Consider the following 21,532-nt stretch of genomic DNA (forward strand, 5'->3'; position numbering starts at 1 on the left):
TTAGGAGTTAAGAATAATTACTGCATATTAGTTTTCTCTTTCTCCATCAATTCTTTTATCTTTTTTTCTTCCCAATTTTTTCCAAGCAGTAACGCTGGACCAAAAACAGTAAATCCGTGCGCTACAAGTCCAATTCCCCAAAAGAATGCAGTAGAAAAGTTTCTCATTTCAAAACTCCAAGTGCTGTTGTTATCAAAATCTCCCTTGGATAAAATAATAGCTATATTGATTACAAGATACACTAGTAAATGGGTGTAAAATCCTTTAATTTTTTTTACGCGTTTTACTGCTTCTTGGTATTTTATTTGGTCTAAATTTTCCATGATTATATAAATTTATTTTTATTGTTTTCTTCATCCATATACTGCTTAATCTTGCGCTGTTCCCAATCACTATTTAAAAAAGGAACAATATTAAAAGTTCTACTAGCGTGAAAAAGCAAGCCAATTCCCCAACCAAAAAATGTCCATAAAAACCAAAGATACTGCGGTGTGTATTTTAAATTAACAAAAATTAAAAAGGCCATTACAAAAACAAAGGAGAGTAAATGAGAGTAAAATCCTTTTATTTCGGCCACTTTCTCTTTGGCGCGTTGGTATTTTTCGTAATCTGTTGCTTTGGTTTCCATGATTATTTCCATTTATTAGTTGCATTATTTTCTTTGTTTAAAATCTCTTGAATTTTTTTCTCTTCCCATGATTTCCCATAACCAAACGTTTCGAGAGCATGAAAGGTTAATCCCATTCCCCAACCCAACATTGGGAACCAAAACCACTGAAAATTGGAGGTATTGAGGTTTATAAATATTAAAACTGGGATGACAAAACAATAGGAAATTAAGTTGCCATAAAATCCTTTTAAGTTTTCTACTCTTTCTTTGGCTTTGATAAAAGCCATATTTTCGTTGTAATTATTTGTGGTTTCCATAACGGTAATTTGTTTTGTTAATATTGGAATTTTTACTCTAAATGCATTGGTTGTTTCTTCTACCAATACTTTTCGTTCTGAAATTAATGCGTATCGGTTGACAATATTCTGTAATCCAACGCCTTTTCTATCCTGAAGCACTTCCTTTTTTTGCAAATTATTTTCTACAATGAGGTAGTTATTTTCGATATAAATTTTAATGTGCAATGGCTTCTGTTCGCTAACCACATTGTGTTTTATGGTGTTTTCTAATAAAAGCTGCAAAGAAAGTGGCACTACTTTAGCTTCCAGGTTATCAAAACCTACTGGAAGATCATAATTAATGGAGTTCTCAAAACGCATTTTTAATAAATTCATATACGTTTTAGCAAAAGCTAATTCTTCTTCTACAGGTACTAATTCTTTGTCTTTTTGTTCCAAAACATAGCGGTATATTTTAGACAACGAAGTAGTAAAGCGTTGCGCATTTTCGGGATTTTCCTCTATTAACGAACTCAACACATTTAAACTATTAAAAAGAAAATGAGGATCGATTTGATTTTTTAAACTTTCAAATTTTGCCGAAGCTGCTCCAGCGATTACTTTTTGTTCTTTGACTTTGTTTTCATTATAGGCCTTAAAAATGTAAAAGGCATAAAAAGATAACAGCACAATAAAAGTCATTACAAAAGCAAAAACATAATTGGATGGACGCTCATTATTCCAATAGTTTTCAATGGTGTTTCCTTCAAATACCACTTCAATAACTACACGTATTAGAAAAATAACAGCAATCGTTACTACAAATGAGGTGAAAAACCCAACTAGAATTCTTTTCAACGAAAAACGTTCGTTATAAAATTTTTTATCTAAATATTTAAAGACAATTTGGTTAGCATAAGCCAGTGAAACCGAATACATAAGCGTATATAAAAAGTCTCTTCCTAATTCAATATTCCATTCTATTGTACCGCCATAAATAAGATTAAGCAACACTAAAATAAAAAATATTAATACCCCAATTCCTATTGACCTTAGTAATTCTCTGAGTGTAAATTTCATAATCATGTATTTAATGGACAGGTAATTTCTTAATGTATTATTTACAATTTTTCAACGCTTCTTGCGCTCTATCTAATCCCCATTTTGGTGAGAAAGGCGTTGCAGGTTTAAAGTTAGCAAATAGTCCAATTGATTTTTCAATTTGAGCACACATTGGTTTGGTATCTGTTCCCCAATATTTTGCCGAACCAATCTCGAATTCTGCTTTAGAAAAAACGGCGCGTGGATTATTTGGATTTATCGCCAGCGCTTTTCCATATTCTTCCATAGCAAGTTTTGAATATTTCATCCCGTTGTTCATTGGGTCTTGTGTTAAGATGGCCGTGTAAAGCATCGCCTGAACCACTAGTAATTCATCATTGTTTGGACTAATAACCGTGGCTGCATCAAGTGCCGATTGGGCTTTGGTAATCATGCCAGCGGCTTTTTCTTTATTAGCAGGATTAAATGCTCCAATTGTATTGATAAACGCTACATAATAATTAGGCAACCAATTGTTTTTTTCGGCCGAAGCAATTCTTTCAAATAGCGAAGTGGCTTCTTCTGGTTTTCCTTCACCCCAAAGTTGCATGGCTTTTCCCATACCTTGTTCGTATTGCGCGTTAACTGATAAGAACGAACAAACAATAAATGCGATTGTGATACTAAATTTTGTCATGATTTCTAATTTTTAATTGTTGATTTTTTTTTTGATGATTTGAAACTCGATTATTTTAACACTTCAAAAGTATTTCGTTAACTGCCGATGTAAAACTAATAATTACCCAACTGTAGATTATTGAGGATGAATTGTAGTTTTTATATTTTAATCCTAATAGTTTTGCTTTCGTTCAACTGAAACTTGGCATCTTGATATTTTGGCGCGCTCATAAATCCTTTGGCATTGTTAGACATAGCATAGTCTTCCTTAGGAATTCCCATGAAATTAGTGTCTAATTTTCCGTTGCTGTTTTCATCGTGGTAAGAACTCACGGCGTAAACACCTTTGGGCAAATCAGTAAAAGTAACCACGACTTTTTGATTTTCTATTTTAACAATTTTACCCAAAAAAGGTTTTTTAAGAAAGTCTTTCTCGGTATTATAAACCGCTACATAGGCGCTTCCTTTATTGTTTTTGTAGCCCGAAACTTCTACAGTCAAAGTGGTAGTTTGTGCACTGCCAGTGGCAACTACCATAAAAAGCGAACATAAAATAGTGTGTAACATAATGGTAAAATTTAAAGATTATTTAATTGATTATCATTTTTATTATCGCTAATGGTCCAAAAGAATCCCACAAAGAAAAATCGATCGGCTGTCGGGATAATGGCACTTCGTTCAAAGACACCATTCGCATTTGGAGTATTGGCATAATTGTATCCAAAAACATTTTGCGTAGCGAAAACATTCGACACTGAAAAGTAAAGAATTTTTTGTTGCGTTAGCAAATAAGCCCAGTTAAAACTTAAATTATTAAAAGCCCTCGTTTTACTGTTCATAAAAACTGTTTCGTTGGGGTTGTTATAAGGTCGACCACTACTAAACTGATGCGTAAAACCAACTTGCGATTTCCAATCAGATATCCAGTACTTAGTAACTAGCGAAGCACTGTGTGCCGCAACAAAACTGGGCGTAGCTGCCGTGGGAAAATTTTGGTAGGTTCGTTTGGTGTCAATAAAAGAATAAGAAATCCAATATTCCAAATTTTTTACACTGCTGTTATCTCTCCAAAAAAGATCAATTCCTTGAGCAAAACCTTCACCATCATTACTGAAATTTGAATTAAACTGCGCCACATTGGTATCATAGCGCACTAAGTCGGAATACCCTTTAAAGTAGGCTTCGGCTCTAAAAGTCTTATTGTTTTTAGTATATTGATAATTCAAAATATAATGTGCCGCTTTCTCCGTAATAAAATCATCAGAATACTTCAAATACTGCTGTCTTGGTGCTTGTTCAAAGTTGCCATAGGCAAAAGCCAATTGACTGCTTTTAGAAAATTTATAAGCCAATGAAGCTCTAGGTGAAATACTGTTTTCTTGAATAAAATCATTATTTGATGCCCGAACACCCACTTTAGCAGCTAGATTTTTTGAAAAGAAAAAATCAAATTCTGAGTACACTGCGGCAATTTGGGATTGATAGCCACTGCTAAACGTAGTATTAAAATCTTCATCAAACTGCGTGATAAAATAATCAGAACCAAAGTTAAGTTTTACCTTGTCTGACAGTTTTTTGGTTAATTTAAATTTTAAATGCGAAGCATGTTCTACATTGTTTACGGCATCCGAATTGATACCTATTTTATTTTGACCATAACCATAGCTCAAACCGGTAAATAGTTGCCAGTTACTCCCAAAATTGCCCTTATAGGAACTATTAAAATAAAAGTTATTATTCTTCAAATCTACCCTTACTTTTTCCGGTTGATTAATGTCTTCTTGGTTCAAATCAAAACGCGAGGCTTCAAAAGCACCATATATTTTAAAAATGCCATTGACAAAATTATAACGATACACCGCTTCACCTGATAACGATTGAAAAGCCCTGTTCCAATCCAAGTTTTGTGGCACCGCCACTTGATAGGGCGATAAATCAATATAGGCCGTGTTGATACTCAAAGAACTTTTTTTCCATTTTTGTGTATTTCCCACACCTAATCCTACAGTCATCAAAGAAATTTCTGTTTTGTTTTGGTCAGGTTCATCCTGTGTATTCAATAACAATACACTCGACAACGCTTCGCCATATTCTGCCGAATAACCTCCAGTAGAAAAAGAAATACCGCTAAACAAGAAAGGGGAAAAACGCCCACGCGTGGGCACATTGACAGTCGTCGCACCATAAGGTTGTGCTACCCGAATGCCGTCCACAAACGTTTGGGTTTCATCAGCTTCACCACCACGAACAAATAATCGGCCATCCTCAGCCACGTTTTGAGTACCAGGCAAAGTCTGCAACGCCGCAATAATATTGCCAGCCGAACCAGCGGTAGTAACAATATCCAATGGTTTTAAAACAGAAACCCTACTTTTTTCGCCTGCACTAAAATTCCCTGCGGTGATAACAACAGCATCCAAAGTATTGGTGCCTTCTTTAATAATAAACCGTTTTTCTTTACAATCGCCAGCATCAATGGCCACTTTCAAGGTTTCATAAGTAATAAAACTAATCACCAAAATTTGATTGCCAGTAGCAGTAGTGGTAAAACTAAATTGTCCTTTATCGTCAGTCAAAGCGCCATCATAAGTGCCTTCAATAAAAACATTAGCTCCCGTTACAGGTTTGTTTTTTTCATCGACAACAAATCCCGAAACGGTTTGCTGCGCATGGCTTGTTATTGTTAAAAAGAAAAGTAAAAAAAGGGAAAAAGTTTTCATGTGTCTATCATTTGATGAAGCAAATTTGCAACAGACCAAAACAGAAATAAAGTTAAGTTGACTGAAATGTCAATTTTTCATGCTGAAATGTAGTCAAAATGTTTTCAACAAAACAGAAAACTTACTTCAAAACCACCACCTCAAACCAGATAACACCAGCAAACACTACAGCACCTATTTACAGCCCCAGAAATAAATTAAAATAACACCTTAAATACCTAGGCTTTCTACACACAAACCTTACTAAGCCACTAACAGTACTATTTTTATTTTTATATATTTGAAAAATAAAGCGAAACAAAACTTCGCCTATACACCCCAATAAGGGTAGATAAGCGAATGTTTATAGTGCATATATGCAAGTTGGCAGACAGCTAAAAAAACCTAACTCAAATTAAAAACAAAAAAAATGATTAAATTAAAACTACTTACTTTATTTTGTTTTTGCAATGCAACAAATTTATTTTCTCAGACAACAACTACTAAAGACGAAATTCAAATAGAAATTGTAAAATCAAAATTAGTTGACAATGAAAGTGTATTTGGAATCAGACAATTAAGCGTGACGAGTGAAAAATTAAAAAAAATTATGATTAAGACAAAGATAAAATCTACAATTGACAAAACAAAGTTGAGTGCATTTTATCTTTTAGATGTCAAAAATAAAATTCGTTATAGACTTGCCGATTATAAAGGATATACTGGATTTATTGGATATCCTGAATTGATTCCATTAAGAAAAGAAAGATTTTTTGATGAAAAAGGTGCTGAAATTGAAGGATATGGTTGGCCTATTTATGATGAATCTGTAAAAGATTACTTCAATGATTACGATATTGAAGGTTACAATAATTTTGAAATGAAAATAAATTTTGGTAGTGAGAAAAAACCAAAACTTGGTGTAGTTTATTTTGGAGAAACTAGTTACGATAAATTTACAGCTGAATTGTTCTTTGCGATTATAGTTGAGCATAAAGACTCTGATTATGAATTATACTATAAAGATGAAAAAATAAGCGATATAAAATTTAAATAAGCCGGTCTGCCCGATAGCGCGGATTTGCAATCCGTGCCCATAAACAAAAATAAAAGCCCATTATGGAAATATAAAATTGTGCAAAAAAACACCTCCAGCTCCGCAAAGTCTCCCAACTTTAAGCAAGAATAAATAAAACCACATTGCCCTTATAAAGCGTTACAAAAAAATATAGTGCAAACAATACAACTTAAAATATTTTTTCCTACATTTGAGCATAGTAACCCCTTAAATTACAACATCATGGCATCAACATCAGAAGTAGGACACGCAAAAAATGTAGCAAACTTTAAACTTTTAATGAATAACTTCGTAGCGATTGGCGCACCATACAACCCAACCAATCCCCAACTGCAATTAACCTTTCTACAAAACAAATACACCTTGTCATTCAACATCCAAAAAAGTGTCAACGATTTACTCGCTCCATACACCATGGCAGTCGATACAAGAGAACAACTTTTCAAACCACTAAACAAAGAACTAACCAAACTGCGCAAAGCCTATAAAGCTACCGAAGGAGTAACTGCCGTAGAGCTCGAAAATCTAATGACAATAATCAGAAAACTAAAAGGAGAAAAAAAATCAAAACCAAAGTCACAAGCAGAAACACCTGACGAAGCAGAAACACACTCTACTTCTCAATTAAGCTACGACCAAAGAACAAACACTCTTGACGCACTAATTTCACTGCTTCAAAACACCCCTAACTATAATCCAAACGAACCCGAATACCAAGTAGCAACATACCAAGCAAAAAAAGAAGCAATGCTCGAAGCTACCCAGAAAGTGGCAGAAACCTTCATACCGCTAAATACAGCGCGCTCAGAAAGAAACAAAGAATTATACCTCGCCGATGACAATCTTGTAGATATAGCAATCAAAGCCAAAGATTATGCTGCCACTATTTTAGACACAAACTCCGCCCAGTATAAAGCAATAGCAAAAATAAAATTCAGAAAAAGATAAAACAACCATCTTTTTATACAAATCAACAAAGCCTTGTCCTCAACCAACAAGGCTTTGTCACATAACAACAAAAGCATGACAAAACCCAAATAAACCTTGGCACAACCCAAATAGACCTTGGCACCACCCGAATCGACCTTGGCACGACCCGAATCGACTTTGGCACAACCCGAATAGACCTTGGCGCAACCCGAATCGACCTTGGCACGACCCGAATCGACTTTGGCGCTATCTAAAATTGCAACCAACAATCCCCATACCACCACCGCACCACAACAAAAGAACAAAGCACACAAAAAATAGCAAAATGCACCTTAAAAAAACACAATATCTACAATAATTAGCACCTTCCTTCAAACAAATACCAATTAAAATTTTACCTTTGAGGCCATCTAAAAAATACAAATCATGATATATAAATTTAGAGTAATTCTCGACGCCGAAGAAGATGTAATACGAGATATTGCAATACTTCAAACCGATACTTTAGAAGATTTACATAACGCCATTGTAAACGCCTATGGGTTCGACGGACTAGAAGTAGCTTCATTTTACACTTGTGATGACACCTGGAACCAAGAAGACGAAATCCCCATGTTTGACGCAGGCGACGTTCCTGGCGAAAATAAAATCATGAGCGATTATCAATTGGCCGACATCCTTGACACAGAAAATACTAAGATTATCTACGTCTATGATTTCATCAATATGTGGACATTTTTAGTCGAACTTGCCGCCATCGAAAATAATGCAGAAACCGGAATGACCTATCCAAATCTATTATTTTCCCATGGCGAAATGCCAGCCGAAGCCATGGAAAAAAACTTCCAATCCGATTTTGACGAAGAAGAAAGTTACAACGAATTTGAAGACGACCTAGACGAAGACGACCTAGACATGTTTGGAGGCGATGACAGCTTCGAAGACTTTGGGTTTGAAGAAAATTGGAATTAGGAAAAAGTTTAAGATTGTTTAAAGGTTTAATAGTTTAAAATTGTTAATATGGCTACAATAAAACGTTTTGAAGATTTAGAAATTTGGCAAGAAGCAAGAAAACTTTCTAAAGAAATTATTACTTTATCAAAAACTACAGAACTAAAGACAGATTTCAAATTTAAAGAACAAATTAAAGATTCTTCAGGTTCAGTAATGGACAATATTGCTGAAGGATTTGAAAGAAACGGAAACGGTGAGTTTCGTCAATTTTTATCCATTGCAAAAGGGTCAGCAGGAGAAACTCGTTCGCAAGCATACCGACTTTTTGACAATGACTACATCAATGAAGAACGACTAAAATCATTAGTCACAGACTATGAAAAATTAAGCATCAAAATACACAACTTTATAACCTATCTGAACAAAAAAGAGTATAAAGGCACAAAATTTATAGAGTAATAAGGTCAAACAATATTAAACAACCTTAAACAATATTAAACAATATTAAACAACCGTAAACAATATTAAACAATATTAAACAACCTTAAACAACCTTAAACCTTCAAACAAAATTAAACAACCTCAACAATGATAAACCTATTCAACGCTCATATCGAGAGCCTATCAATACACCGTGTGGGAAACAAAAGCCGTAACGAAACGATTTTCCTTTCAGATCAACCCTATGGCTTGAACGACGAAATTGTGCCACTACTAAAAGAATATTTCTTCAAACCTTTTCGCGAAAAAGAGGAAAACTACTTTCAATTTGCCCACGAGGTAGATTTGGAATACAACGACATGTTTAATTTAGTTACCGAGATTTTCACTAATCCAAGTACTACACATGACGTATCAAAAAAAATTACCAAACACCTGTTCGAGCAGTCCAATCATCCCCATATCAAGAACGGCGAAGTATATGTCGCCCATATTACTAACCTGACAATAGATAATAATGTAGTAGATGCCATAGGCGTTTTCAAAAGCGAAATACAAACCGATTTTTTGCAGTTTGAAGAAAAAGGCACAACACTCGAAATGATTTTGCAACAAGGCATTAATTTGAACAAACTCGATAAAGGCTGTTTGATTTTTAATCACAAAAAAGAGGAAGGATACAAAATCTTAACCGTAGATAGCAATCGTTATGATGCCCGTTATTGGTTAGAACATTTCCTTTCGGTAGATGCCTTTCAAGATGAAAATTTCTTTACCAAAAAGTATTTAAAATTCTGTCAAGGTTTTGCCAAAGACGTGGTTTTTCCTGCCGAAGATAAAAAGGAAGAAGTGATGTTTATGAACCGCTCAGTAAATTATTTTGCAAAAAATGATCAATTTGAAGAAAGCAATTTCTTAAACGAAGTGTTAGACAATCCCGACTTAATCCCTGAATTTAAAAATTACAAAGTAGACAAAGGCGAAAAGTATAGCATCGAAGACATTACCAATTTCCCCATTGCCAACGCAGCCGTTTCTGATGCACGAAAGTCGATAAAAAATGTAATTAATTTGGATACCAACATTCAAATAAAACTTGATTTTATCAATCCAGAAAGTGCTGAGAAATACGTAGAAAAAGGTTGGGACGAAGAAAAACAGATGTATTATTATTTGGTGTATTTCAATAAAGAACAAAAAAGTTAACCTCTTTGTTATCCCAAAAAAAATAAAAATACTCATCCTCAATTGATAAAAACAGTTGAGGATTTTTTATACAATGTTAAAAAAGACTACAAACCTCTTTTATTCCGTACATTTGTTAATATGCCTTATAATCAAACAAATAAGTTCTTTTTGTATTTTATATTTCTGTCTCTACTGAGTGCTCAAACCTTTCATGGGCAAGTAAAAAACAGTGGCAACGACTCTGTTAAAGTCTATCAAAGAATTGAAAACTATGGTAAAAAAAATAATTTTAACAAAACAATTTACAAACTACTATTTAAATCAAAAAGAAAAACTGCACCAACAAAAGCAGATAAAAGAAAAAAAGAGTTACTAAAAAAATCATTTGATAGATCCGAAGGTAAAATCATCCGAAATATAAATATTGTAACGCTTGATCCATTTGGCTTCAATGTTGATGATAATCAAAATCGAGCGGAGAAAGGAGTAGAAAAATTCGGAAACAAAATGCATTTCAAAACACGAGTTTGGACTATTCATAACCTCTTGCTTTTTAAAAAAAATGAGCCATTAGACTCTTTAACCGCAAAAGAGTCAGAACGATTAATTAGAAAACAGCGATTCATCAGAAGTGTGGTTATAAAACCAGTTGCAATTGAAGGCAGCAAAGACTCAGTAGATATTTCAGTTCGTGTTTTAGATTCTTGGACAATCGTCCCGGATTTTTCTGTATCGAGTTCGCGAGTAAACTATGGAATCAAAGAGAAAAATTTTATGGGATTGGGCCACACTTTTCAAAACGATTTCGTCAATCGATTTGATACCGGAGATCAATCATATCTTGGCAGATATACCATTCCCAATTTTAAAAATACATACATTAACGCTACGGTAACTTATGAAAATTCATTAAACAACAACACTCGAAAAAGTGCGCGAATAGAACGTAGATTTTATTCCCCACTAGCCCGATTGGCTGGAGGTATTTTTTTTGAAAACAGCGCTTTTGTAGACTCGCTACCAAACACGGCTTTACTTTTTGAAAAGCAAAATTTTAAGTCCGAAATTCAAGAATATTGGCTGGGACATTCTTTCAGGATTTTTAAAGGAAATGATATTGATTTCCGAAGCACAAATCTTGTAACTACAATTGGTTTTAACAACATCACTTACCTGAAAGCGCCAACGGAAACCTTTGATGCATCCAACTTTTTTTCCTCTGAAAAAACTGTCTTAACTAGCATAGGAATCACTACACAAAAATTCGCTCAAGATAAATACCTATACAATTTCGGAATAATTGAAGATGTTTCTTATGGTCAAGTTTACTCGATAACAGCGGGTATAAGGGATAAAAACTTTGAAAAAAAAATGTACCTTGGTGGTCGCTTTTCTTATGGAGATTATTACAATTTTGGATTTCTTGGCGTAAACACAGAATGGGGAAGTTTTTTTAACAGCGGTACGACGGAAGAAACAACTTTTAGATTAGAAATAAATTACTTTTCTAATTTACAGCAACTTGGCAACTGGAAACTGCGTCAATTCATAAAAACCACTTATGTGATGGGAAATAATCGTGCACCTATTATAAAAGACAGGGTTGTTTTTTCACAAACAGATGGACTTTCTGGCTTTGAAAATCCATTACTTAATGGAACACAGAAGTTCACTACTTCGTTTCAAACTCAAACTTATGTACCTGGAAACTGGCACGGTTTTCATTTTAGCCCATTTTATAACATGACCTTCGGAGTAATTCATGGCGATACAAATGAATTTACTTCCAAAAAAATCTATTCCAAATTTAGTGTTGGCATTGTAATAAATAATGATTATCTCGTTTTTGATAATTTTCAACTTTCGTTTTCCTACTTTCCAATTATACCCTTCGAAGGAACAAATATCTTTAAATCAAACACATTTAATAACAATGATTTAGCACTTCCCGAATACGAAATAGGTCAACCTCGAATTGTTCCTTACAAGTAGTTGGCAGTTATTCAAAATTACTTTTTTTGTAAGTGCTATCATATCATTTTACTAAATAAATGTATTTTATCGATATTATTTGATGTTTAATCGAATATATTCTATGTTTGTTTTCATCAATTTAAAACCTTATCCTATGAAAATTAACTACTTAACTCAAGGTCTGGTAAAAAAAAATTACATCTGCTCGTTATTTGGACATCAATACGTCGAGATAAAAACCGTGAATGCTCACTTTAAAGAATTTGAATGTAAAAACTGCAGAATGCAAGCCACAAATGATAGTGTGGGCCAAAAAATCAAATTAACCTCAGAGCTGAAAGACATCAACGAAACGCTCTTTTACCTCTATTTAAAAAGACAATTTTTAGCAAAGTTTTATTTCGAGAAAAAAGAGCAGTAACAATTTAGGCATTAACTCGTCATACGAGTATATCTAAATTATTTCTTTTGGAAACTACTATTCTTTCTATAAATAAATTGAACAAACGCTATGGCAAACTCCATGCTGTAAAAGACGTTTCTCTCGAAATTCACAAAGGCAATGTTTATGGAATTTTAGGGCCAAACGGAAGTGGAAAATCAACCACTTTAGGAATTGTGTTGAATGTGGTCAACAAAACTTCGGGCGAATACAGTTGGTTTAATGGTACTATGGAAACTCATGATGCTTTGAAAAAAGTGGGTGCCATTATTGAAAGACCTAATTTTTATCCTTATATGACTGCTGTTGAAAACCTTCAATTGGTATGCAAAATTAAAGGAATAGACTATTCAAAAATTTCCGAAAAACTAGAAATAGTTGGATTGATTGATAGAAAAGACAGCAAGTTCAAAACCTTTTCATTGGGTATGAAACAACGATTAGCCATTGCCTCTGCCCTGTTAAACGATCCCGAAATATTAATTCTTGACGAACCTACAAACGGTTTGGACCCACAAGGAATTCATCAAATTCGAGATATAATTAAACTTATCGCTTCTCAAGGAACAACTATTCTCTTGGCTTCTCACCTGTTAGACGAAGTAGAGAAAGTGTGCAGTCACGTTTTGGTTTTGCGTTTTGGAGAAATTCTATATTCAGGAACTGTGGACGGAATGACCAATCAAGTGGGCTTTTTTGAATTAAAAGCTGAGAACAATACTGCTCTAATCGAAACACTAAAAAATCACCCTAATTTTGAAAAAATTTCGGAAATGGAAGGAAAAGTGATTGTTCATTTTAATAAAATTATTGATGCTGGAGAACTAAACAAGTATTTATTGGACAAAGGAATTATACTAAATCATTTAGTAAACAAAAAACAAAGTTTGGAAGAACAATTTTTAGCATTAACCAATAAATAATAGACACAAAATGAAAAGATTACTTGCCATAGAATTACAAAAAATCTGGAAAAACAGAGCTAGCAAAATACTCACCATAAGTTACTTTGTCATACTTTCTTATATTGCTATAATAGCTGTAATTGTTGTTCAGACAATCAAAAATTAAATTATTAGACAATTATTAGTTTTTTTATCAAACTTTTTTTAATACTAATTACTAAATATGAAATTAAATTTATTTTTTTTAGAAAATGCCATTTTAGGCAAAAATAGTTTGTGGCGTTTTGCATTAACAATTTTAACTACAGTTGTGTTCTATTTTATAGGCGTTTTTATAACTGGTTTGGTTGGAATTTATTTAAATAATGGAACGCCACCTAAAGAAATGTCTTCATTTATCGTCAAGAATTCAAATGTTTTTATTAGTACTATAGCTACCAATTTAGAATTTATTTTTGGAATTATAGGACTTCTATTGGCAGTAAAACTTATTCATAAAAGAAATCCAACTACACTAATTACAACATACTCTAAAATAAATTGGAAAACTATATTTTTCGGAGCAATTGTCTATTTTATAATTTATGCCATTGTTGAAATTGTTTACAGCTTTTATTCTGGAAATTCTTTTCAATTAGTATTACAAACTGATAAATTTTTCCCCTTACTATTTATTTCTCTTCTAATTGTGCCACTTCAAACCAGCTTTGAAGAACTTTTTCACAGAGGTTATTTATTACAAACATTGAATTATTATTTGGGATATCCTATTATTACATTATTTATTACATCTGTTCTTTTTGCTTCTTTACACTTTGAACAACCAAATTATTTAATATTTTACTTTATTAGTGGATTATTGCTTGGTATGATAGTCATTGTATCTAACAGTTTAGAATTGGCATTAGGTATTCATATAGTTCATAATTTATTTGGTCTTTTCATTGCGGATAACTCAACAGATATATCATTTTTTTATCATAAAGAAAATCCTGAAAACATACTTATTTGGTTAATTCCAGATATTATAATTTTTATTTTGGTACTATATAATTATGGTAACGATAACTTAAAATTACTGTTTGTGAAATCAACTTTAAAATGAAATAAAATTTAAAAAAACAAAATAAATATAAATAATTAACAGCTAAACACCACTTGGCAACATGTCCGGTTTATGATTAATTTGAAGTTGATTTTATACTTTTAAAAATAGTCATTAAGCGAAAGTTGAGGTTTTCATAATCCGCCACATGGCCATGTAGTCACCTGTAAAAAAACAAAGTTTGGAAGAACAATTTTTAGCATTAACCAATTCAATCGAAACCCAATCATGAAACGTTTATTAGCCATAGAGCTTCAAAAAATCTGGAAAAATCGCGCTAGCAAAGTATTAACCATTGGATATTTTGTTATTCTTTCCTTCATCGCTTTAATTGCTGCAATAAAATTTGACATCGGAATTTTTAAATTTCATTTAGCAGAAATGGGAATTTTTAACTTTCCATATATTTGGCATTTCAACACTTTTATCGCTGCATTTTTAAAAATATTTTTAGCAGTCATAATCGTTTCTATGATGGCAAACGAATACAGTTATGGAACGTTAAAGCAAAATCTCATCGACGGAATGAGTAAAAAAGAACTGATTTTGTCAAAATTCTTAACCATTGTTCTTTTTGCTGGAATTTCAACTGTTTTTGTTTTTATAATGTCATTACTTTTAGGATTTGGCTTTTCATCCTATACTGAAATTGGAATTGTTTTCTCAGATTTAGAGTATCTTCTCGCCTATTTTGTCAAATTATTAGGTTTTTTTTCGTTGTGTTTATTTCTAGGAATACTAATTAAACGTTCTGCTTTTGCATTGGGTTCGCTTTTTATTTGGTTTATATTTGAAATGATTACCTATGGTATTTCACTCAACCAAATAAAAAACACAGCTTTAGTTGATAAAGTTTATGATTTTTTTCCTTTAATGTCTATGTGGAATTTAATTAAAGAACCAATAACAAGACTAAGTTCTGTAAAAAATCTTCAAGAAGCTGTAGGTGAAAATTCTATCAAAGATTATGATGTTCACTATTCTTCCATTCTGATAGTGCTAGTTTGGACTGCAATTTTTATTTATTCCTCTTACTTGATTATTAAAAAACGAGATTTATAGGTCACCTTAACTTTTCTTAAAGTTTCTATAAAACCTACTTCTTCGGTTACTGATTCATTTTTATTTGCTAATTTTAGCCAATGAAAAATAGGTTTCTACATTTACTTTTATTGGTTATAATTTCAATCAATTGTTTCTCTCAATTTAGCAAAACTCACTATATTCCGCCGTTATCAGGTTCATCTAGTGTGGTTTCAGAAGACCAGTTTTTGTACATTTCTACTCCAAATGTTAATCCAATTAATTTTAGAATAATTGAACTAGGCGGAAATACCATTATTGGTACTGTTTCTAGAAATGTTCCTTATGTATACTATGCTGGTTTTGGTAATGATACACAACTTCACGTTGATGCTGCGGCGGTAAATAATGTTTTCAGTAACAAAGGGTACATTGTTGAAGCAGACGATTTAGTTTATGTTTCAGCTCGAGTTACAGCAGGAAGCGGTAATCAGGCAGGTCAATTAGTTTCTAAAGGTTTAGCTTCATTAGGTAACCGATTTAGAATTGGTGCTTTTAACAACAATTCTGTTGCAAATTATACTGACATTCATACCACTTTTATTTCTGTTCTTGCCACTGAAAATAATACCGTTGTAAACTTTAGCGACATTAAACCTGGTGTTATTCCAATAAATAGTTCGACGGGAAACGCACCATTTAGCATTACCTTAAACAGTGGCGAAAGCTATGTAATGGCAGTTCAAGGTCCAAATAATCCTAACAGAGATGGTTTGATTGGTTCATTAGTAACTTCTGATAAACCGATAGCTGTAAACTGTGGTTCTTTTGGTGGTAGTAATGCAGTCGGAAATTTAGATTTGGGTTTTGACCAAATTGTAGCAGCAGAAAGAACAGGAACAGAATATATTTTTATAAAAAGTACAGGCATTGATGCTGTAGAAAAAGTGCTTCTAGTAGCAGATGAAAACAACACAGAAATTTTCATAAACGGCTCAAGTACGTCTATTGCGACTATCGATGCTGGTGAATATTTTGAACTACTAGGTTCATCGTTTAGTAGTGATGGCAATTTGTATGTGCAAACTTCAAAGAAAACATTCGCCTATCAAAGTATTGGCGACAATGGTGCTTCAGACCAAAGAAATCAAGAATTGTTCTTTGTTCCGCCATTAAGTTGTCAAACACCGCGAGTAATAGATAATATTCCTTTTATCAATTTAGTAGGTTCACGACCTTTTACAGGACGGGTTACCTTAGTAACAGAAACCGCAGCGACACTAACTTTTGTTATTGATGGTGTAAATTATACATTAGCAACTTTACCTTTTGGCATCAGTGTAGATGGACCAACAAATGTTACCGGAAATGCAAACTATCAAACGTATGTTCTTACAGGTTTAACCGGCAACGTGTCCGTTTTTTCAACTGGTGAAATTTATTTGGCTGCTTATGGTTCGAGTGGTGCAGCTACTTTCGGCGGATTTTATTCTGGTTTTACCTTTAAACCTGAGATTTCGTTCAATCAAGTAAACGTGGCACAGGCGAGTTGTATTCCCAATACTATTTTATCGGTTAACACCTTAAGTCCATTCGATACTTTTCAATGGTATTTTAATGATGTACTTATTCCTGGCGCTACAAATAGTGCTTATACACCGCTAAATCCGGGTTACTATTATGTATCAGCTGTAATTTCAGGTTGCGGCGCAGCAATTGAATCAGATAAAATACCCGTAAGCGCTTGTCCTTTGGATTCTGACAATGATGGTATAAATAATAACTCCGACCTAGATAATGACGATGACGGAATAACCACTTGTAGTGAATCGTTTGGAAATCAAAATTTTAATTTAACCAATTCAGCAACTGGAACTATTGCTGTTGGAAATTATTCAAATTCATATACTGGAACAGTAACTTTTACCGGCACTGCTACACCAGCTCCAAATCCGATAACTGGAGATAGTATTGGAAACTTTGCCACAATAGCGGCACAAGGGAAACAAAATACTGTGACTTACGCAGTTTCTAATTTTACAACACCAATTAGTTTAAAAGTGGAGTACGCTTCAATAGCGGCAACAAATGATTTGTTTACCTCAGCTACAGAAATCAGAATTACATGTCCTGTGGATAAAACACTAACCATTTTAAATCCAACAAATCAAATTTTAATTGACACTAACTTTGACGGTATTTTTGAAAGTGGTGTCACACAATATTCTTCTTTTGAAATTCGTTTCCGCTTAAATAGCAATGCGCCATTGGCAGCAGGAACAGGAACTTTTTCTATCAATGGAAATTTAATTACTTCATTATCTATCACTAATATAAATCTGGTTGACACAAGCACGAGCAGAGTAGCTTTGCGATTAATAGCATCGTGCGTTCCAAAAGACTCCGATAATGATGGTATAGCTGACCAAGATGATTATGATAGTGACAACGACTCCATACTCGATTTTGTAGAAGCACAAGGTTTAAATGTGGTAGCATTATCTAATGTAGATGCTAACAGTGATGGAATTGATGATGTTTTTGGTAATGGATTAACTCCAGCTGACAACGACAATGATTTAGTCCCTAATTATTTAGATTTAGATTCAGACAATGATGGAATTCATGATTTAGACGAGTCAGGAAGTAATGCAACAGACGCAAACAGCAACGGAATTATCGATGGAACTAACTTTGGTTCAAATGGCTTGGCTAATAGTTTAGAAACAACACTCGACAGCGGTATTTTAAATTATACTTTAGCAGATACAGATGCTGATGGTATTTTTAATTTTTTAGAATTAGATAGCGACAACGACTTATGTAACGACGTTATTGAAGCAGGTTATTCAGACAATGATGGCGATGGATTATTGGGCGCGTCAATTCCTCCGCTAATTAATAGTAGTAATGGATTAGTTACAAGTGGAACCGGTTACGGAAACCCAAATGCGAATTACATCATTGCAGCACCAATTACCATTACCACGCAACCCGATAATTTTACGAGCTGTGAGTTACAACCTGCTACTTTTTCTGTGGTTTCAAATCCTGTTAATTCATACCAATGGCAACTTTCTATTGACAATGGTGCTACTTGGAACAACATTATCAACAACGCTATCTATTCCAATGCAACTACAGCCAATTTAACCATTATAAGTGTTTCTCCAACTATGAGTGGTTATCAATATCGCGTCTTGCTGAACAAAAACGGAAATTCGTGTGGTTTATTTTCTTCAGCTGCCACTTTAACTACCTTTTCATTGCCAGTTGTTACGACGCCAATAACCTTGAGGCAATGTGATAACGATAGCGATGGAATTTCAAATTTCAATATAACGCAAAGGAATGACGCAATTTCGGCGAATTATCTGAATGAAACATTTACTTATTACACAAATTTAGCCGCTGCAAATTCTCAAAACAACACATTTTTGATAGCTAATCCGTTATCATTTACATCAGGAAATGGTAGTATTTTTGCAAGAGTTGAAAATAGCAATGGCTGTTTTCGTGTGGCTAGAATTGACTTATTAGTTGCTGTAACCCAAATCCCAGCTAGCTTTGCAGTACCCAATCAATACTTGTGTGACGATTTTCTTGATCTTGTAAATGACGATAGAGATGGAATTTCAGGTCCGTTTAATTTTAGTAGTATTACTAGTAGCCTTTCGGCAATTTTACCGAGTACAGTTACCATTCAATATTACAAAACGGAAGCCGATTTTGATGCCGAAACCGATGCCTCAGGAAATTCTTTAGCCATAACAAACACTACAAATTATAGAAATATTGGGTTTCCAAATTCGCAGACCATTTGGATACGTGCCGAAAGTACGATAGACAATTCTTGTTTTGGATTTAAAACTTTTAACGTAGTTGTTGAACCGTTGCCAGTTGCAAACCCAGTAAATGCAAATAATTTAATTCGCGGTTGCGATGATGATCAAGATGGTATTTTTGGTTTTAATACTGCTGGAATTGAAGCCACTGTTTTAAACGGACAAACAGGCGTAAATGTTCGCTATTTCAGAGCCAATGGTGCACAGATAAATCCGTTCCCTAATCCGTTTTTTGTCACAGGTTCAGAAACGATAACAATTAGAGTTTCTAATAACACAACACAAACCACAGGGCAACCTTGTTTTGATGAAGTACAACTTCAGTTTATTGTGGACGATTTGCCCGAAGCATTTGCTATAAATCCAAATCTAACAACAGTATGTGATGATGAGCCAAATCCTATTAATCAGGACGGTCTTTTTGATTTTGACACTTCCACGTTTTTAAGTACAATCATTGGTGCACAAACGGGCGTTAATGTATACTATTATGACGAAAATAACGTACTCATTCCAAGTCCAACTCCAAATCAATTACCCAATCCTTTTAGAACTGCAACGCAAAATGTAAAAGTAATTGTAGAAAATCCAATTAACCCAACGTGTACAGCCGAAATCACCATTCCTTTCATCGTTCATCCTACTCCAAAAATAGACCAAGAGGAAACGGTAATTATTTGCCTTCCTGATACGCAAGCATCTATTGACGCTGGAATTTTAGATGGCACACCAACTACTAATTATTCTTACCAATGGTTCTTTAACAACGCCATCATCAGTGGTGAAACAAATTATACACTCACTGTAAATACACCAGGTATTTATAGTGTAATTGTAACTAATGCGTTTAACTGCTCAAAAACTCGAACTATTACAGTGGTAGGATCTGAAATTGCAACTATTGAAAGTATCGATGTAGTTGATTTATCTGATACCAATTCTATTTTAGTGAATATCACAGGTTCAGGACTATATGAATTTGCACTTGATGATGTTAACGGACCATACCAAGAAAGTAATTTTTTCCCTAATGTTCCTATTGGTTTCCACGAAATTTACGTACGCGACAGAAATGGTTGCGGTTCACTTGGTCCAATTTTAGTGGCTGTACTTGGCATTCCAAAATATTTTACACCCAATGCCGATGGATATAACGATACATGGAATGTAAAAGGCGTTAACGAATTGTTCAACTTACGTTCAACGATTTATATTTTTGACCGGTACGGAAAATTGTTAAAACAACTCGGAACGACTGGCACTGGTTGGGATGGAACTTATAACGGCCAACAAATGCCTGCTGATGATTATTGGTATTCTATTCAATTTGAAGATGGTAGAAGTGCTAAAGGGCATTTTACCCTTAAAAGATAAGAATGAAAACTAGTCTATTACTCGCATTTTTTTTGATGGCTATAATTTCAAACGCACAATTGGAAAAAGTATCTAGCGGAAGCATCCAACATTTTGAAAATTTCAAATCCAGCTATGTAGACTCTCGCCATATGGCAGTTTGGCTTCCTGATGGCTATTCGGATAAAATAAAATATGCGGTACTCTACATGCACGACGGTCAAATGCTTTTTGATGCGACGATTACTTGGAATAAACAAGCGTGGAATATTGATGAAATTGCTGGAAAATTAATTGCCGAAAACAAAGTTCGACCGTTTATTGTCGTTGGAATTTGGAATAATGGCGAAAAACGTCATCCAGAATATTTTCCGCAAAAACCTTTTGAAAGCCTTTCAAAAACCGAAAAAGATACGGTCACCGCACAACTTCAAAAAGCAGGAAGAACCAAAAAAGAATTTAAACCCTATTCCGATTTATATTTAAAATTTCTTGTAAACGAGTTAAAACCATTTATTGACTCTACTTTTTCAACGAAAAAGGACAGGACCAATACTTTTATTGCAGGTTCAAGTATGGGCGGATTGATTTCATTGTATGCCATTTGCGAATACCCAAAAATATTTGGTGGTGCTACTTGTTTATCAACACATTGGCCAGGAACTTTTCAAGTAAAAAACAATCCCATACCGGAAGCTTTTTATGACTATTTGGAAAAAAAGTTACCTAATCCAAAAAATCACAGAATCTATTTTGATTATGGCGATCAAACGTTAGATGCGCTTTATCCAACTTTGCAAAACCAAGTTGACACTATAATGACAAAAAGAGGATTTAGTAATCAAAACTGGTTAACACAGTTTTTTCCGGGAAAAGACCATTCAGAAAAGTCCTGGCAAGAGCGACTTCATATACCGCTTGAATTTTTATTGAAAGACTAATTCCTAGCCCGGATTGCAGTGGAAATCATCTTTATCCAAGCGTTTAG

At 33.8% G+C, this 21,532-nt stretch carries 18 protein-coding genes; 12 read left to right on the plus strand and 6 right to left on the minus strand.

From position 1 onward, the window contains the following. Nucleotides 1–17 precede the first annotated feature (17 nt). From WFZ85_RS04625 to WFZ85_RS04650, 6 genes are all read right to left on the minus strand, one after another. On the minus strand, nt 18–323 hold the full coding sequence (locus WFZ85_RS04625; RefSeq protein ID WP_342695111.1) for a 2TM domain-containing protein: 306 nt from the start codon (nt 321–323) through the stop codon (nt 18–20). A gap of 2 nt (nt 324–325) precedes the next feature. Continuing rightward, complete coding sequence (locus WFZ85_RS04630) at nt 326–628, minus strand: 2TM domain-containing protein (RefSeq protein WP_342695112.1); 303 nt, start codon at nt 626–628, stop codon at nt 326–328. A 2-nt stretch (nt 629–630) separates the two neighbouring features. Continuing rightward, complete coding sequence (locus WFZ85_RS04635; RefSeq protein ID WP_342695113.1) at nt 631–1,968, minus strand: 2TM domain-containing protein; 1,338 nt, start codon at nt 1,966–1,968, stop codon at nt 631–633. Between the two features lie 37 nt (nt 1,969–2,005). After that, nucleotides 2,006–2,626 carry a tetratricopeptide repeat protein gene (locus WFZ85_RS04640; RefSeq protein ID WP_342695114.1) on the minus strand — a complete coding sequence of 207 codons (621 nt, stop codon included), beginning with the start codon at nt 2,624–2,626 and terminating at the stop codon, nt 2,006–2,008. Between the two features lie 140 nt (nt 2,627–2,766). Beyond that, the gene (locus tag WFZ85_RS04645) at nt 2,767–3,174 is read right to left on the minus strand and encodes a DUF2141 domain-containing protein (RefSeq protein WP_342695115.1); all 408 of its coding nucleotides are present in this window, start codon (nt 3,172–3,174) and stop codon (nt 2,767–2,769) included. An 11-nt stretch (nt 3,175–3,185) separates the two neighbouring features. Then, nucleotides 3,186–5,327 carry a TonB-dependent receptor gene (locus WFZ85_RS04650; RefSeq protein ID WP_342695116.1) on the minus strand — a complete coding sequence of 714 codons (2,142 nt, stop codon included), beginning with the start codon at nt 5,325–5,327 and terminating at the stop codon, nt 3,186–3,188. A 409-nt stretch (nt 5,328–5,736) separates the two neighbouring features. Here WFZ85_RS04650 and WFZ85_RS04655 point away from each other — a divergent pair, with 409 nt between their 5' ends. The 12 genes from WFZ85_RS04655 (at nt 5,737) to WFZ85_RS04710 (ending at nt 21,485) form a co-directional block, all read left to right on the plus strand. Then, nucleotides 5,737–6,363, plus strand: coding sequence for a hypothetical protein (locus WFZ85_RS04655; RefSeq protein ID WP_342695117.1), 627 nt, complete (start codon nt 5,737–5,739; stop codon nt 6,361–6,363). 243 nt (nt 6,364–6,606) lie between these two features. Beyond that, nucleotides 6,607–7,332, plus strand: a complete 726-nt coding sequence (locus WFZ85_RS04660; protein ID WP_342695118.1) for a hypothetical protein — start codon at nt 6,607–6,609, stop codon at nt 7,330–7,332. A gap of 408 nt (nt 7,333–7,740) precedes the next feature. Beyond that, a complete protein-coding gene (locus WFZ85_RS04665; RefSeq protein WP_342695119.1) occupies nt 7,741–8,286 on the plus strand; it encodes an IS1096 element passenger TnpR family protein in 546 nt (181 codons plus the stop codon). A gap of 48 nt (nt 8,287–8,334) precedes the next feature. Then, nucleotides 8,335–8,727, plus strand: a complete 393-nt coding sequence (locus WFZ85_RS04670; RefSeq protein ID WP_342695120.1) for a four helix bundle protein — start codon at nt 8,335–8,337, stop codon at nt 8,725–8,727. Nucleotides 8,728–8,856: 129 nt separating this feature from the next. Beyond that, nucleotides 8,857–9,915 carry a nucleoid-associated protein gene (locus tag WFZ85_RS04675; protein WP_342695121.1) on the plus strand — a complete coding sequence of 353 codons (1,059 nt, stop codon included), beginning with the start codon at nt 8,857–8,859 and terminating at the stop codon, nt 9,913–9,915. A gap of 42 nt (nt 9,916–9,957) precedes the next feature. Beyond that, a complete protein-coding gene (locus tag WFZ85_RS04680; protein WP_342695122.1) occupies nt 9,958–11,889 on the plus strand; it encodes a BamA/TamA family outer membrane protein in 1,932 nt (643 codons plus the stop codon). 136 nt (nt 11,890–12,025) lie between these two features. After that, nucleotides 12,026–12,292 carry a hypothetical protein gene (locus WFZ85_RS04685; RefSeq protein ID WP_342695123.1) on the plus strand — a complete coding sequence of 89 codons (267 nt, stop codon included), beginning with the start codon at nt 12,026–12,028 and terminating at the stop codon, nt 12,290–12,292. Nucleotides 12,293–12,339: 47 nt separating this feature from the next. Then, nucleotides 12,340–13,236 carry an ABC transporter ATP-binding protein gene (locus tag WFZ85_RS04690; RefSeq protein ID WP_342695124.1) on the plus strand — a complete coding sequence of 299 codons (897 nt, stop codon included), beginning with the start codon at nt 12,340–12,342 and terminating at the stop codon, nt 13,234–13,236. Nucleotides 13,237–13,441: 205 nt separating this feature from the next. Then, the gene (locus WFZ85_RS04695) at nt 13,442–14,323 is read left to right on the plus strand and encodes a CPBP family intramembrane glutamic endopeptidase (RefSeq protein ID WP_342695125.1); all 882 of its coding nucleotides are present in this window, start codon (nt 13,442–13,444) and stop codon (nt 14,321–14,323) included. A gap of 228 nt (nt 14,324–14,551) precedes the next feature. Next, on the plus strand, nt 14,552–15,385 hold the full coding sequence (locus tag WFZ85_RS04700) for an ABC transporter permease (RefSeq protein ID WP_342695126.1): 834 nt from the start codon (nt 14,552–14,554) through the stop codon (nt 15,383–15,385). An 80-nt stretch (nt 15,386–15,465) separates the two neighbouring features. Continuing rightward, entirely contained in the window at nt 15,466–20,565 is a 5,100-nt protein-coding gene (locus WFZ85_RS04705) for a T9SS type B sorting domain-containing protein (protein WP_342695127.1), read from the plus strand. A gap of 2 nt (nt 20,566–20,567) precedes the next feature. Beyond that, entirely contained in the window at nt 20,568–21,485 is a 918-nt protein-coding gene (locus WFZ85_RS04710; protein WP_342695128.1) for an alpha/beta hydrolase, read from the plus strand. The last annotated feature ends 47 nt before the right edge of the window (nt 21,486–21,532 follow it).

The sequence above is a fragment of the Flavobacterium aureirubrum genome (assembly GCF_038739835.1).
Lineage (GTDB): Bacteria > Bacteroidota > Bacteroidia > Flavobacteriales > Flavobacteriaceae > Flavobacterium > Flavobacterium aureirubrum.